Source organism: Bradyrhizobium sp. CCBAU 51745 (genome assembly GCF_028128715.1).
In the GTDB taxonomy this organism is placed as follows: Bacteria; Pseudomonadota; Alphaproteobacteria; order Rhizobiales; family Xanthobacteraceae; genus Bradyrhizobium; species Bradyrhizobium manausense.
Window position 1 is genome coordinate 118,649 of record NZ_LBJP01000003.1, and the last position, 14,847, is coordinate 133,495.

At 65.1% G+C, this 14,847-nt stretch carries 13 protein-coding genes; 2 read left to right on the forward strand and 11 right to left on the reverse strand.

The features are described from left to right. Window positions 1–116: 116 nt before the first annotated feature. From XH98_RS03295 to XH98_RS03305, 3 genes are all read right to left on the reverse strand, one after another. On the reverse strand, window positions 117–938 hold the full coding sequence (locus XH98_RS03295; RefSeq protein ID WP_271617786.1) for an NAD-dependent protein deacetylase: 822 nt from the start codon (window positions 936–938) through the stop codon (window positions 117–119). Between the two features lie 64 nt (window positions 939–1,002). Next, the gene (locus XH98_RS03300) at window positions 1,003–1,839 is read right to left on the reverse strand and encodes an SDR family oxidoreductase (RefSeq protein ID WP_271603861.1); all 837 of its coding nucleotides are present in this window, start codon (window positions 1,837–1,839) and stop codon (window positions 1,003–1,005) included. A gap of 73 nt (window positions 1,840–1,912) precedes the next feature. Further along, complete coding sequence (locus XH98_RS03305) at window positions 1,913–3,247, reverse strand: solute carrier family 23 protein (RefSeq protein ID WP_271617787.1); 1,335 nt, start codon at window positions 3,245–3,247, stop codon at window positions 1,913–1,915. Between the two features lie 127 nt (window positions 3,248–3,374). On the opposite strand from XH98_RS03305, the gene XH98_RS03310 reads away from it, so the two are divergent. Continuing rightward, window positions 3,375–4,703 carry a dicarboxylate/amino acid:cation symporter gene (locus XH98_RS03310; RefSeq protein WP_271603859.1) on the forward strand — a complete coding sequence of 443 codons (1,329 nt, stop codon included), beginning with the start codon at window positions 3,375–3,377 and terminating at the stop codon, window positions 4,701–4,703. 248 nt (window positions 4,704–4,951) lie between these two features. Here XH98_RS03310 and XH98_RS03315 read toward each other — a convergent pair whose 3' ends face one another. From XH98_RS03315 to XH98_RS03330, 4 genes are all read right to left on the reverse strand, one after another. Continuing rightward, window positions 4,952–6,544, reverse strand: a complete 1,593-nt coding sequence (locus tag XH98_RS03315; RefSeq protein WP_271617788.1) for an ABC-F family ATP-binding cassette domain-containing protein — start codon at window positions 6,542–6,544, stop codon at window positions 4,952–4,954. Window positions 6,545–6,678: 134 nt separating this feature from the next. Continuing rightward, window positions 6,679–7,923, reverse strand: coding sequence for a metal-dependent hydrolase family protein (locus tag XH98_RS03320; RefSeq protein ID WP_271617789.1), 1,245 nt, complete (start codon window positions 7,921–7,923; stop codon window positions 6,679–6,681). 14 nt (window positions 7,924–7,937) lie between these two features. Further along, a complete protein-coding gene (locus tag XH98_RS03325) occupies window positions 7,938–8,435 on the reverse strand; it encodes a GAF domain-containing protein (protein WP_271617790.1) in 498 nt (165 codons plus the stop codon). Next, window positions 8,432–9,790, reverse strand: a complete 1,359-nt coding sequence (locus XH98_RS03330) for an MFS transporter (RefSeq protein ID WP_271617791.1) — start codon at window positions 9,788–9,790, stop codon at window positions 8,432–8,434. Before XH98_RS03330 ends, XH98_RS03325 begins: the two co-directional genes overlap by 4 nt. A 117-nt stretch (window positions 9,791–9,907) precedes the next feature. Between XH98_RS03330 and XH98_RS03335 the strand changes: the two genes are divergently transcribed. Continuing rightward, window positions 9,908–10,831, forward strand: a complete 924-nt coding sequence (locus XH98_RS03335) for a LysR family transcriptional regulator (RefSeq protein ID WP_057759236.1) — start codon at window positions 9,908–9,910, stop codon at window positions 10,829–10,831. A gap of 13 nt (window positions 10,832–10,844) precedes the next feature. On the opposite strand, the gene XH98_RS03340 is transcribed toward XH98_RS03335, so the two are convergent. Genes XH98_RS03340 through XH98_RS03355 form a run of 4 tightly spaced genes read right to left on the reverse strand, consistent with a single transcriptional unit; the run spans window position 10,845 to window position 14,841 of the window. Next, entirely contained in the window at window positions 10,845–11,969 is a 1,125-nt protein-coding gene (locus XH98_RS03340; protein ID WP_271603853.1) for an NAD(P)/FAD-dependent oxidoreductase, read from the reverse strand. After that, entirely contained in the window at window positions 11,966–13,384 is a 1,419-nt protein-coding gene (locus tag XH98_RS03345) for a (2Fe-2S)-binding protein (protein WP_271603852.1), read from the reverse strand. Before XH98_RS03345 ends, XH98_RS03340 begins: the two co-directional genes overlap by 4 nt. Continuing rightward, window positions 13,381–13,677 (reverse strand): (2Fe-2S)-binding protein, encoded by a 297-nt coding sequence (locus XH98_RS03350; RefSeq protein WP_057759242.1) that lies wholly within the window; start codon window positions 13,675–13,677, stop codon window positions 13,381–13,383. Before XH98_RS03350 ends, XH98_RS03345 begins: the two co-directional genes overlap by 4 nt. A 27-nt stretch (window positions 13,678–13,704) precedes the next feature. Further along, window positions 13,705–14,841 carry an NAD(P)/FAD-dependent oxidoreductase gene (locus XH98_RS03355; protein WP_271603851.1) on the reverse strand — a complete coding sequence of 379 codons (1,137 nt, stop codon included), beginning with the start codon at window positions 14,839–14,841 and terminating at the stop codon, window positions 13,705–13,707. Window positions 14,842–14,847: the final 6 nt, after the last annotated feature.

Here is a 14,847-nt window from a genome sequence, read left to right on the forward strand (position 1 = left end):
GAACTGAGGGCGAAAAAGCAGCAATTTCCGTGCCATCGAGCACAACGAAAACGCTGTACCTGGCTATTCTGCTTGGCACCTATGCAATAGGCAAGACGTGTTCACCCGGCATCACATCAGAGCAGGAATGCAAGCGCCGCTTCGCAACGCTCCTCGACCTTGAGCGTCAGGAGATCATCGGCACGGGTGCGCCCGAGATTGACCGCAGCGATCGGGATCTGTCGCTCTGCGGCAGCCTTCACAAAGCGAAAGCCGGAATAGACCATCAGCGACGAGCCGACGACCAGCATGGCATCCGCCTGCGCCAGATGATCCTGCGCGGTGGCGACAACGTCGCGGGGGACGTTCTCGCCGAAGAACACCACGTCGGGCTTGAGGATGCCGCCGCAGGCCTCGCAAGCCGGCACCTTGAATGATGAGAAATCCGCCTGCTCCAGATCGGCGTCGCCGTCGGGCGCGTCCGCGGCATCGAGCGTCAGCCATTCGGCATTGGCGCGGCCAAGCGCCTCCTGGAATTCGTTGCGCGGCGTCTTGGCCCCGCAGCCCATGCAGCGGACCAGATCGAGCCGCCCGTGCAAATCGATCACCTGCCGGTGGCCCGCGGATTGATGCAGCCTGTCGACATTCTGCGTCAGCAGCATCTCGCAGCGCCCGCTCGCCTCGAGCCGGGCCAGCGCATGATGCGCATCGTTCGGCCTCGCTTGTCCGAATCGCCGCCAGCCGATCAGGCTGCGCGCCCAGTAACGCTGGCGCGTGTGCCCTTCCGACATGAAGGTCTGGAAATTGACCGGCTGGGTCCGCTTCCAGCTGCCATTTCTGTCGCGGTAATCAGGGATGCCCGAATTGGTGCTGCAGCCGGCGCCGGTCAGCACGAACAGTTTTTCGTGCCGGCCGACGAAATCCTGGAGCCGAGAGTCTGCCAGCGGAGTGTTTGTCATGGCGCAGATGTAGTCTGCGCCGCGACATTTTGCCAGATCACGCTTTGGCCGGCGGCCGCTCATCTCAGCTCGACCAGTTGTCCCTGAATTCGGGAAACAGCGTGAGGCCGCCGCACGCATAGATGGTCTGCCCGGTGATGTAGCTGGCGTCATCCGAGGCCAGGAAGGCGAATACCGCAGCCATCTCTTCCGGCGTGCCGACGCGGCCGAGCGGAATGTGGCTGACGACCGCGCCGCGCTTTTCGGCGTCGCCGGTCCAGGCGGCGTTGATCGGCGTGTCGATTGCGCCGGGGCCGACCGCATTGACGCGAATGCCGCGGCCGGCAAACTCCAGCGCCAGCGTGCGGGTCAGATTGGCCATGCCGCCTTTGCTGATCGAATAAGCGAGATAGCCAGGCTTTGGGATGATCTGGTGGACGCTCGAGCAGTTGATGATGCAGCCGCCTCCGCCGCGGGCAACGAAATGCGCCAGCGCCTTTTGCGCGCAGAGCACGGCGCCGTTGAGATTGACGTCGATGATGCGGCGATAGGCTTCGATGTCGAGCGCCTCGCTCGGCGATTCCTGCTGAAAGCCGGCATTGTTGACGAGACAGTCGAGGCGCTTCCAGCGCGCCAGGATGGTTTCGAACATTGCGGCGATGTCTTTTTCGACCCCAATATCGGCGTGAATGATGAAATGATCGAGCCTGCCGTGGCCACGGTCGCTCGAAGCCGTGCGCGCGAGCGCAAGCGTCTCCTCAGCCTTCTCGGGGGGACCGATATAGTTGATGGCGACCGTCGCACCTTCCTGGGCGAGGCGAATGGCGACGGCACGCCCGATGCCCTGCGGAGCGCCCGTCACCAGCGCGTATTGGCCGACGAGGCGTGAGGGAAAGACAGTTGAGAGATCGGTCTGTGGCATGTGCATTCTCCGGGATGCCTCATCATGGATGGAACCGAGATTTTGTTCCACCCTGTTGGCACATCGCTGGGATTCATTCCGCGCGGCGCGCGATCGGCGAGGTCAGGATCTGATACAGGATGATCGCACCAAAGGTCGCGGTGCCGATTCCGCCGATCGTGAATGCACCGAATTTGAGCGTGAGATCGCCGGCTCCCGCCGTCAGCGCCACCGCGACGGTGATCAAATTCGCCGGATTGGCAAAGTCAACCTTGTTCTCGACCCAGATCCGGCCCGCCATCGCCGCGATCAATCCGAACAGCACGATCGAAAGGCCGCCGATGACGGGCCCGGGGATCGACAGGATCAGCGCGCCGAATTTCGGCGAGAAGCCGAGCAGGACCGATACGGTGGCGGCGAAAGCAAACAGCAGGGTCGAATAGACCTTCGTCGCCGCCATCACGCCGATATTCTCGGCATAGGTGGTGACGCCGGTGCCGCCGCCGCAGGCCGCCACGATCGTTGCGAGGCTGTCGGCAAGCAAAGCGCGGCCGAGATAGGCATCGAGGCTGCGGCCCGTCATGGCTCCGACGGCCTTGATGTGCCCGAGATTTTCGGCGACGAGGATGACCGCAACCGGCGCGATCAGGAAGATGGCGTCGGCCTGAAAGGTCGGCGTGGTGAAATTCGGCAGGCCGAACCACGGCGCGGCCGAGAGCTGCGTGAAGTCGATCGGCTTGCCGAAGCCAAGACCGTTCGCAAACAGCAGGTACAAGAGATATCCGCCGATCGCCCCCAGGATGATCGGCAGGCGGCGCCACAGGCCGGGCGTGGCCACCGCAACCACGCCGATGATCAGAACGGTCGCAAGCCCGATCCAGGTCTCGAACGCGTTCGCGCTCACCGCCTTCACCGCCACGGGCGCGAGGTTGAGGCCGATCGCGGCGACCACGGCGCCGGTGACCGCCGGCGGCATCAGGCGTTCGACCCAGCCGATGCCCGACCACATCACGATCAGTGCGATCACGCCGTAGAGCACGCCGGCGCCGACGATGCCGCCGAGCGCAATTGAGATGTTCGGATTCGGTCCGTGCCCGGCATAGCCGGTGGCGGCGAGGACGACGGCGATGAACGCGAAGCTCGAGCCGAGATAGCTCGGCACGCGCCCCGCGACGATGACGAAGAAGATCAGCGTGCCGATGCCGGAGAACAACACAGCAACATTGGGGTCGAACCCCATCAGCAACGGCGCGATGATCGTCGCGCCCGACATGGCGACGCAATGCTGGAGACCGGAGACGATGGTTTGCCCCCACGACAACCGCTCCTCCGGCATGATCACGCCGGAGGTCTTGAGCTTCCAACGCGGAAAATAGCCTTGTGAAAGACGGTCCTGCGATCGCTCGTCCGCGCCCAATGCGTTCGGCATGTTCCCCCCAAAGTGCGGTGCAGCGATTGATGTTCGTGCTAACAGACAAAAATGTGATTGTTGCTCGAGCGGCGATCATCACATGATGTAAGTCATGCACGATCAATGTGTTCCGGGATTGAACTTTATGACACAGATCGCGATCCAGCCAGCCGTCCACCGCCGGCACCAGCCCTGGTACAGGATCCTCTACGTCCAGGTGCTGATCGCGATCGTGCTCGGGGTCCTGATCGGCTATTTCTATCCGGACCTTGGCAAAGCGCTGAAGCCGCTCGGCGACGCCTTCATCGCGCTGATCAAGATGATGATCGCGCCCGTCATCTTCTGCACCGTGGTGCATGGCATCTCCTCGATGGGCGACCTCAAGCGCGTCGGCCGGGTCGGACTGAAATCCCTGATCTATTTCGAGACTGTCTCGACCGTTGCGCTCGCCATCGGTCTTTTGGTGGGCGAGATTCTCCAGCCCGGGCACGGCTTCAACATCGATCCCGCCACCATCGATCCGAAATCGGTCGCGACCTATGTGTCCAAGGCGCACGAAGACGGCATCGTCGCCCATCTGATGGCGATCATTCCCGACAGCTATGTGGGCGCGATCGCGCGCGGCGACCTCTTGCAGGTGCTGCTGGTCTCGATCCTCTCCGGATTCGCCATCGCCTTCCTCGGCAAATCAGGCGAGCCGATCGCGGAGGCAATCGACAAGGCCGCGAAGATGTTCTTCGGTATCATCCGCATCATCGTGCGCGTGGCGCCGATCGGCGCATTCGGCGCGATGGCGTTCACCGTCGGCGCCTACGGCCTTGGCTCGCTGCTCAACCTCGCCGCCCTGATCGGCACGTTCTATCTCACCAGCATCCTGTTCGTGCTGATCGTGCTGGGTGCGATCGCACGGCTTGCCGGCTTCTCCATCATTCGCTTCATTGCCTATATCAAGGACGAGCTCCTGATCGTGCTCGGCACCTCCTCGTCGGAGACGGTGCTGCCGCAGATGATCCAGAAGATGGAGCATCTCGGCGCCTCGCGCTCGGTGGTCGGCCTCGTGATCCCGACCGGCTACAGCTTCAACCTCGACGGCACCAACATCTATATGACGCTGGCGACGCTGTTCCTGGCGCAGGCGACCAACACGCATCTGACGATCTGGCAGGAGCTCGGCATTCTCGGTATCGCGATGATCACTTCGAAAGGAGCATCCGGGGTAACCGGCGCAGGCTTCATCACGCTCGCCGCGACGCTGTCGATCGTGCCCGACATCCCGATCCAGTCGATCGCGATCCTGGTCGGCATCGACAAGTTCATGAGTGAATGCCGCGCGCTGACCAATCTGATCGGCAACGGCGTCGCCTGCGTCGTCATCAGCATCTCGGAAGGCGAGCTCGATCGCCAGGCGCTGCACGAGACCATGGCGCATCCACTGGAGATCGGCGAAGCGCTGGAGCCAGGCGGCAGCGCGTAGAGCCGCAAAGCGAAGATCGAAGGCAGACGCCGCCTGGTTCCGTTGCGGTAGTTTCCCGGAGTAGAAAATTCGTAGGACCGGAGTCACAACAAAGATGTTGGGATCACGGATTGATACTCATCCATTCCACCCGACGCGCTGGGGGCAGAGCGTCGGGTTTTTGAAAATTATCACGCGATCTGGCTGTCAAAGCTTGCATCGGCCGCATCGGTCAGCTCCGCCGGCCGCGAGCCGGTATCATTGTTCCGTCAGTCGGGACAACCGGTCAGATCGAGCCGGCGTGTGATCCCGATGGCTCCCAGGAACGCCTCATCGTGACTGACCACGAGCAGCGCGCCGTCATAGGCGCGGAGGCCCGCCTCGACGGCTTCGATCGATTCAAGGTCGAGGTGATTGGTCGGCTCGTCCAGGATCAGCAGCGACGGCGGCGTCGCCCCGCCGAGCACGCAGGCAAGGCCGGCGCGAAACAGCTGGCCGCCGCTCAGACTGCCGACGCATTGCAAGGCCGCATCTGCACGAAACATGAAGCGCGCCAGCGCGGCGTGGCATTCATTCGCACCGGCCCGCGGATTGAGACGCCCAAAATTGTCGAGAATCGAGATCGCGGGATCGAGCAGGCTGACCTTCTGGTCGAACAGCGCGAAGTCCGGCCTCACGCGCACGGTGCCCGCGACAGGGCGTAGCTCACCGGCGATGAGCTTCAACAGCGTCGTCTTGCCGGAGCCGTTGGGCCCGACAATCGCGACGCGCTCCGGCCCGACGATGGCAAGCGATAGATCGCGCAGGATCGGCCGTTCCGGCTGATAGCCTGCGCGAACACGATCAAGCCAAACCACCTCCCGCCCCGCCGGGAGCCGGGTCGACGGTAGCTTTACAGTCAGCGGCTGAAGGATCTCGATGCGCCGGCGGGCGGTGTCGAGCGCATCCAGAGCCTCCGCGCGCCGCCGCTCGGCGATCTCTGCGGCCCTGCCGCCGCTGTCCTCGCTGCGATCCTTGCGCGCGCCTGCAAGGATTCGTGGCATGTCGCCCTTGGCGCGCTTCCTCTTGCCACCGCTGTCCTTGCGCGCCTTGCGTTCGGCCGCCTCCTGCGCCTTGCCGTCGATCTCGGACAAATGCTTCTCGGCATGCGCGAGGTCGTGCCTGACGGCCGCAAGCTCGACGGCCTTTTGCGCGCGATAGCTACTCCAATTGCCGCCATAGCGCGTCGCGCCGAGCGAGGTCAGCTCGACGATGGCGTCCATGGTCTCGAGCAGTGCCCGGTCATGGCTGACGACGATCGCGCCGCCGCGCCAGGCGGCAAGCAGATCGATCACGGCACGGCGCCCGTCCCGATCGAGATTATTGGTGGGTTCGTCCAGCAGGATGAAATCCGGCGCGGTGAACAGCAGCGCGGCGAGACGAACGCGCGTGATCTGCCCGCCCGACAAACGGTCCAGCTCCGTATCGGGCGCGATATCGAAGCCGACGCGCGCCAGGGCGGATGCGAGCCGCGTCTCGAGCGCCCAGTCGACCTCGGCGACATCCTCGGCGGAGGCCTCGCCACGCTCCACCCGGCGAAGCACGTCGAGAGACTCTCGCGCGCCAAAGAGGTCGACGACCCGCATGCCGCCGCGCAGCTGGGCGTCCTGCCGCAAGAGGCCAACGGTGCCGTTGACGACCACGCGTCCCGCCTGCGGGACGTGCTCGCCCGTGATTGCGGCGAGCAGCGTTGTCTTGCCGACGCCGTTGCGGCCGACAAGGCCGGCGCGTTCCGCGCCGAAGATCAGATCGATGTTGGAGAGGAGCGAGCGGCCGTCAGGCGTGGACAGCGACAGGTTCGACAGGATGATGGAAGCAGGCATGGAATTCCCCGTGAGCAATGCGGATCGGCGTTGCGGTCGGGGTGAAATCCATGGCTGCTGACATCCTTGATGAGAGCCTCGCTCATAATTCGGCCGGGTGGCAAGATCAAGGCATGCCGTCGCGAAGCCAGCGGCTACGCCAGCCTGTCGAACTGAACCTTGCCCGCTTTCATCACCAGCGGGATGTGCTCGCCCTGACCGAGCAAGCAGCCGACATCACGCAACGGATTTCCGTCGACCACGAGCAGATCCGCAAGCGCGTCGGGCACGATGCGGCCGAGCTTGCCCTCCATGCCGAGTACCTCGGCCCCGATTACGGTCGCGCTGGCGATGACCTCGCGCGCGCCCAGGATTTCGGCACGGATGCGGAACTCTTCGCTCTGGAGGCGTTGCGACGGGCCGAGCAGGTCACTGCCGTATCCCATCTTCACCCCGGCCTTGCGATAGATCTCGAGCGAGCGCAGGCCGGCATCGCGGACGTCCGCGATCTTGGCGACGCTCTCCGGCGGCAGGCCGAACTGCGCGCCCTCGTTGGCGAGCGCTTCATAGGTGATCAGCGTCGGCACCACGTAAGCGCCCTTCTCGGCCATCAGGCGAGCGGTCTGATCGTCGACCAGATTGCCGTGCTCGATGGTGCGGACGCCGCAGCGGACCGCGCGCGCAATCGCCGGAGCCGTATAGGCATGGGCGAGCACATAGGTCTGCCGACCCTGCGCTTCGTCAACGATGGCGCGGATCTCGTCCTCGGAGTAGCCGAAGGCGCCGACCGGATCGGTCGGAGAGGCCACGCCGCCGGACGCCATGATCTTGATCTGGTCGGCGCCCATCTGCAGCTCCTCGCGCACCGCCTTGCGCACGCCGTCGACACCGTCGGCAACCCGCGCCAGCGCGCCGACCCGCACGCAGCAGGGACAGGCGGAATCGCTGGCCAGATAGTCCGAGCGGGCCCGGCCGTCGCCATGGCCGCCTGTCTGACTCAGCGCACGGCCCGAGACGAACAGGCGCGGACCATCGGTCAGGCCGGTCTCGATGGCCTGCTTCATCGCGTGGCCGGCGCCGCCGGCATCGCGGACGGTCGTGAAACCTCGCCGCAGCATGCCCTTGAGAATCAGCGTCGAACGCAGCGTCACCAGGACATTCGGCATTTTTGCCTGTGCCGCCAGGTTGAGCTCGATCGCGATGGTATGGACGTGCAGGTCGATCAGGCCGGGCATCAACGTCCTGCCCTTGAGATCGATCGTTCGATCTGCGGTGGCCTGGATCGGCCGGTCCGAGACCTCCTTGATCATGGCATCCTCGACCAGAACGTCATGGCCGGTCAGCAACTCGGGCCGGAGCGGATCAAGCAGCGCGGCGTTCTTGAAAAGAGTGCTGGGCATGGAGGTCTCCTCTATCAGGCCATCAAAAGCAGCGCCGGCAGCGCGAGTTGGGCGAACGGAAGACACGCGGCCACGTCGTCCTCGTCATACCAGCCGGCTTCGTGAAGCAGGTTGAGCGAGCCGAGCGTGCGGCCGCGCCAGCGCACCGGCATGTTGAGCACGCTGGCGCAGCCAAGCGAGGCGATCAGCTCGTGGTCGGGGAACACGGTGCGCAGATCGTCCTGCGTCCGGCCGATATAGGCCTCGCCGGAATCGAGCACGGCTTCGGTCCACGGTCCCGGCGCGAGGCGCTTGCGACCGCCGGTGGGGTACGGACCCGGCAGATTGGAATAGACCCGCGCGGCTTCGAAGGTCGCGCCGTCATAGGTCAGGATCGTGAACAGCTTGTGCCCGATCGCCGACTTCAGGGCTTCGTCCAGCGCCGCAAAGATCGCGCCCGGTTGATCCGCCCTGTCCTGCGCCGCCGCAACGGCGCAGAGCAGCGGATCGGCCGGGCGCCTGGTCGGCCTCATGCTGTTTCACCTGTGGCGATCTCTTCGAGCGAGCGACCGCGCGTCGGCACGCCCATCAAGACGACGGTGACCGCCCCTAACAGCAGCACCGTGGTGGTGACGCCGAACACGCCGGCGAAGCCGAAATTGGGATAGAGGTAGCCGACCAGGATCGGCGAGACGATCGCGCCGATGCGGCCGATGGCGGAAGCAAGCCCGGCGCCGGTGGTCCTGATCGGGGTCGGAAACACTTCGGCGGTGTAGGCATAAACACCGGCATAGGTGCCGTTCATGAACAGCGACAGCAGAATTCCCGCCAGTATGATGTGCTGATCCGTCTGCGCGAAGGCAAGGCCGAGCGCGCTGACGCCGCCGAGCACCATATAGGTCGCAATGGTCGCCTGCCGGCCGATCCGCTCGTTGAAATACGCGGCGCTGAAATAGCCGGGAATCTGCGCGCAATAGATCGCGATCGAATAGCCAAAGCTCTTGGTGATGCTCATGCCGTTCTGGACCAGGAGGCCGGGGATCCAGACGAAGAAGGAATAATAGCTGAAGGTGATCGCAAGCCACATGATCCAGGTCATGATGGTGATGCGCGCCTGGCGCGCCGCCAGAAGCGCTGCGAAATTGGCAAGCAGCGTTCCACCGGTGCCCGCGGGAGGGACGACTTCGACCACCGGCGGCGGCAACACACGGCCCTCACGCGCAAAGACAGCCTCGATGCGGTCAAGCACGGCCTCGGCTTCCTTCTCCCGCCCGCGGCTCTCCAGCCAGCGCGGCGATTCCGGCAGAGCGCGCCGCCACCACAGCAGCATGACGACAGGCACCGCCGTGATCACAAGCACGATGCGCCAGCCATTGTCGTAGGAGGGAACGATGAAGTAGCCGAGCAAGGCCGCGGCCACGAAGCCGAAGGAGAAGAACCCTGCGAGCGCCCCGGTGAAGGCGCCGCGGTAACGTCGCGCCACGAACTCCGCAAGATAGGGCGCGATGATCGCGCTCTCCGCGCCCGTGCCCATGCCGGCGACGATGCGGGCGGCGAAGAAGGCCGGCCAGGTATCGACCATCGCGCTGACGATCGATGCTGCGCAATACAGCGCCAGTGCCGACATCATCACGGCGCGGCGCCCGATGAGATCACCGAGCGTGCCGGCGAACAGGGCGCCGAACAGGAAGCCGATATAGGTGCTGCTGCCGAGCACGCCGATCTGGACGCTCGACAGATTCCACGCCGTACGCAGCACCGGCAGGATGAAGGCCAGCACCGCCGCGTCCATCGCGTCAAACATGTAGCCGAGCCCACCCATCAGCAACAGATGCGTGTGGAAGCGTGCAAACGGAAGGCGCTCGATGCGCGCCGATATCATCGACATGAATATCCCCCTCGATCCCCGCGGGCCGGCACCCGCTTGTCGTTCGGGACGAAATCATAGACAGAATGACGTTATCGTCATAATTTATAATGATGATCTAGTACATCACTGTGGTGAATATCCGTGTCCTTCCGCGCGCTCGACCTCAACCTGCTGAAAGTCTTCGAGGCATTGATGACCGAGGGCAGCGTCACGCGCGCGGCGAGCGCGTTGACGATGACCCAGCCCGCCGTCAGCAACGCGCTCGCACGCCTGCGCGATGCGCTCGGCGATCCGCTGTTCGTACGGTCCGGCACCGGGATCCGTCCGACCCAGCGCGCCGTCGTTCTCTGGGAGCCGATCGGCGAGGCCCTGGAAAGCGTCCGCAGCGCGCTCGACGAGCAGGTGTTCGATCCGGCTCGCGCCCAGACCGAGTTCACCCTGTCGATGTCGGACTACGTCGCCTCGCTGGTGATGCCGAATTTGTTGAACCATCTCGGCGAGATCGCGCCCAAGACGCGGGTCCACACCGTGCCCAACACCATCCTGGAGATCGCCGATCAGCTCGAGGGCAATCGGGTCGATTGCGTGCTGAGCGTTTATGTCAACGAAGCGCAGCAGCCGACGGCGATTCGCTCACGCTCGCTCTGGACCGTCGATTATGCCTGCTTCATGCGGCGCGGCCACCCGCTCGCGGCCCAGAAGCGGCTGAGCACGCGCGCCTTCCTGAACGCCGGGCATGTCGACGTGACCCTGGCCGGCAAGCGAGCGCCGACCTACGATCTCTTCCTGGCCTCGCGCGGGCTGTCGCGCAATTTGGTCGCGACCGTCAATCATTACAGCGCCGCCTATGAAATCGTGCGCCAGACCGATCTGATCGCCGTGCTGCCGAGCGATCTGCGTTCGCAGTCGCGTCACGCGCCGTTCCTGCATGCGATGCCGCTGCCGCTCAAGGCGCCGGCGCGGATCGTCAGCCTGTTCTGGCACCAGCGCAACGACACCGTGCCTGCGCAGCGCTGGCTGCGCGAGACCCTGGTCGGAATGTTTGCCAAGTCGGAATGAGCGAAGCAGCGCCTCAACGGACGGCCGAAGCATGGAAACGCTCGATGCCGAGATCGCTGATGCGAGTCTGGGTGCCGCCGCCCACGATCAGCTCCGCCATCACGGCGCCGGCGCCGGGCCCGAGCTGGAAGCCATGCAGCGAGAAGCCGAACTGGTGATAGAGTCCCTTGTGCCGGCTGCTCGGCCCAAATACGGGGATATCGTCCTTCATCTTCGCCTCGATGCCTGCCCAGGCGCGCACGATGGTGGCGCTGCGCATCACCGGGAACAGCTCGAACACGGTCTGCGCGCTGGTTGCAAGGCTCTTCCAGTCCAGCACCGTCTCGTTGCGATCCTGGTAGGCCGTCGCCAGATGACCGCCGCCGATCAGCACGGTGCCGTTCTTGAATTGCTTGAAGGAGAGTTTTCGTCCACGCAGGATCACGACGGGATCGATGAAGTGCGGCACGCGCGAGGTGATCATCAGCATCGGCGCCACGGTCTCGACCGGCACCGGCTCGCCGAGATCGGCGGCGATCTTGCCGGCCCAGGCGCCGGCGGCATTGACGAGCACTGGCGCGGCGTAGCTATCTGAGCCAACGTCGACATGCCAGAGGCCGTCACGGTGCCGGATATTGCTGGCGGCGACGCCCTCGCGCACGGTCGCGCCGAGCTGCTCGGCCTTGCGCCGGAACGCCGTTGTCGTCTGCGCCGGGTTGGCCGCGCCGTCGCGGCGCGACACCACGCCGCCGGGGCAGGTCTCGGCCACCGCGGGCACAAGGCGCCGGAGCTCCACCGCGTCGATCAGCTCCTCATGGGTAAAGCCGAGCGTGTTGAGTTCAGCCACGCGTGTACGGCAAACGGCGAGCTCCTCCTCGTTCTCCGCGACCAGCACCTGGCCGTAGCTTTCGAAGCTGCAATCATCGTCGAGGAGATCGGTGATCTTCTCCCAGATGCCCATCGAGCGGATCGAGAGCGGAATCTCGGGGATATGCCGCGCGAGCTGGCGGACGCCACCGGCGTTGACGCCTGAAGCGTGGCGGCCGGCATAGTCCTTCTCGATCAGCACCGGCTTCAGGCCGGCGAGACACAGATGCAGCGTCGTCGAGCATCCGTGGATGCCGCCGCCGATGACGATCGCATCCACTGATGTGGTCATCCGCGCACCACGGCCCTGACGTCCTCTTCCGTTTTCGGGACGGCGGCGAGCTCGGCAAGGGTGATCGGTTTCACCGGTGCGCGCAGGCGGTAATAGCCGATCTCCTGCGGGGTCTTAGCCCGAGCCTGCGCCATCAGCTCCGTCACCGTGAGGCCGCAGAGCCGGCCCTGGCACGGCCCCATGCCGGTGCGGCGGTAGGCCTTGAGCTGGTTCGGCCCGGTCGCGCCGATCGCCACGGAATCCAGAACATCCTTTGCCGTCACTTCCTCACAACGGCAGACGATGGTGTCACCTGAGGGAATGCGGAACTGCGGCGCGGGACGGAACAGCGTGTCGAGGAACACGCGGCCGCGCTCGGCCCTGGCGAGATCGGCGCGGAGCGTCGCCACCGGCGCAAGTTTGGCGGCAGCCGCAGGCGCCAGCGCTTCGATCGCAGCGCGCGCGGCAATACGACCACGGACCACGGCCGCATTGGCACCACCGATACCCGCCCCGTCGCCAGCGATCGCGATGCCGGCGACCGAAGAATTGCCGTTCGCATCCAGCACCGGCGACCAGCACAATTGCAGATCATCCCAGCGATGCTCGATACCGGCCGCCATCGCCAGATTGACGTTGGGGACGACGCCCTGATGCAGCAGCAGCAGATCGGCAGGGATGGTCTCGCGCTTGCCGCCGGCGACGTAGCTGACGCTCGCGAGCTGGCCGTCGCCAGCCGCAGCCAGCTCGGTGACGCCGGAGACGACCTGCACCTTCGCCTTCACCTCGCGCATCATCGAGAGGCCCTTGGCGAAATAGGGCGAGGTGAGGAATGCGAAGGCGTGCGGGAGCGCTGCGAAATAATTGCCGCGCCCGGTGGTGTCGAGAATGCGATCGATGCGGCCGCCAAGACGCAGGAGCTGGGCGGCCAGCAGCCAGAGCAGCGGGCCCTGCCCTGCGATCACGGTGCGACCATCGGGCACCAGGGCCGACGATTTCAGCATGGTCTGTGCCGCGCCAGCGGTCATCACGCCCGGGAGGGTCCAGCCAGGAATTGGGAACGGCCGCTCCAGCGCGCCGGTTGCCAGAATCACGCGTTTGGCCCTGATGAACGCAGAGGCGCCGCCGATCGAGACGGCGATATCGAGATTGCGGTCGAGGCTCCAGACGGTGGCACGATGGATGACTTCGGCCTTGCTCGCGCGGAGTGACTGCACGAGATCGGCACCGACCCAATAATCAGCACCGAGCTGACCACGGTCCGTCACCGGCGTCGACGAAATGGCGCGGAACACCTGGCCGCCGGGACCGATATTCTCGTCGAGCAGCAGCGTCGTGAGACCTGCCTCTGCGGCTGTGGCAGCGGCGGCAAGACCCGCAGGTCCGGCGCCGACCACCACGACATCGTAGTCTTCGCGCTTGGGAGCAACGCTCATCTTCCGATCTCCCGCTTGCCCTTCTGGATCTCGATCTGCATGCCCTCGGCCACTGGCACGAGGCAGCCCTGGCGATTGCCGACGCCGTCGATGGTGACGAGGCAGTCGAAGCACACGCCCATCATGCAGTAAGGCAGACGCGGCGCGCCGCTGACTGCCGTGGAGCGCCGTGCGTCCCGGCCGGAGGCCAGCAGTGCTGCTGAAACGGTGTCGCCCTCGCGCGCCGCGACGGCAACGCCGTCGACGAAGATCTGCACTGGAGGACGTTTGTCCTGTTCGGATCGTCTAAACATGGGATGCCTCGTGGCTCCTTAATATCTCTAATAGCCGCTGTTGTTCGCAGCGCCGGCGCCGCCAAAACGGCTGGCCGAGAACGCGCCGACCAGCTCGGGCTCGAGCGCGCCCTGCGCGACCATGCGTGCGATCTCGAAAGCGTGGTTGGAGGCGAGCGTCACTCCGGAATGGCAGCAAGCGACGAAGGCGCCGGGATGCGTCTCCGACTGGTCGTAGATCGGAAAGCCGTCCTGCGGCATGACGCGGATGCCGGACCAGCTCCTGACAACGTTGAGCCGGGACAGATGCGGAAACATGCGCTGCGCGCGATCGGCCATCACGCCGCTGATCGACGGCTTCAGCGTACGATCGTCCAGTTCGTCCTCCTTGCTGTCGCCGATCATCACCGTGCCCTCGTCGGTCTGGCGGATCGTGGTCAGCGGATGCGGCAGGAACGGCATGGTGCGCTCGGTCACCACGACCTGGCCGCGGGTCGGGCCCATCGGCGCGTAAAGGCCGACCATCGGCGCCAGCGCCTGGTTGGCATTCCCGGCGGCAAGCACGATTTTGGCGGCGCGCAGCTCGCCCTGCGGCGTGGTCAGGCGGAATTCGCCGCCGCTCTTGCTTATCGCCGAGACCGGACGTTCGGGAAAATAGGCGATGCCGAAGGCCTTGAAGCCGGTATGGAACGCGCGGAACGTCCGCAGCGAATTGACGTGGCCGTCGAGCGGACAATAGCTGCCGCCGGAGACCTCTGGCCCGATCAGCGGCAGCCACTTCTTCACCTCGGATGCGGATAGCATCTCCATCTTGTAGTCGGCCGCGCCGGTCTGGTTGTGCATGCGCTTGACGAGCTCGGTGCGCTGGCCGAACTCGTCATCGCCGAGCGTAAGGTGAAAGCCGCCGTTCTGCTGAAGCGCGACATCGAGGCCGGTCTGCTGCTTCAGCTCGGACGCGAGCCGCCCCCAGGCCTGCGAGGCCTGCACCGTCCAGACCGTATAGGCGGGCATGCCGAGGCCCTTGCTCTGGACCCAGACTAACGCAAAGTTTGCACGCGAAGCGCGCTTGGTGATGTCACCTTCGTCGAGCACAGCCACGCTCTTGCCGAGCCTTCCGAGGCCCCAGGCAATGGCGGAGCCGAGCAATCCGCCGCCGACCACGGCGACGTCGTATTCAGTTCGCATAGGTTC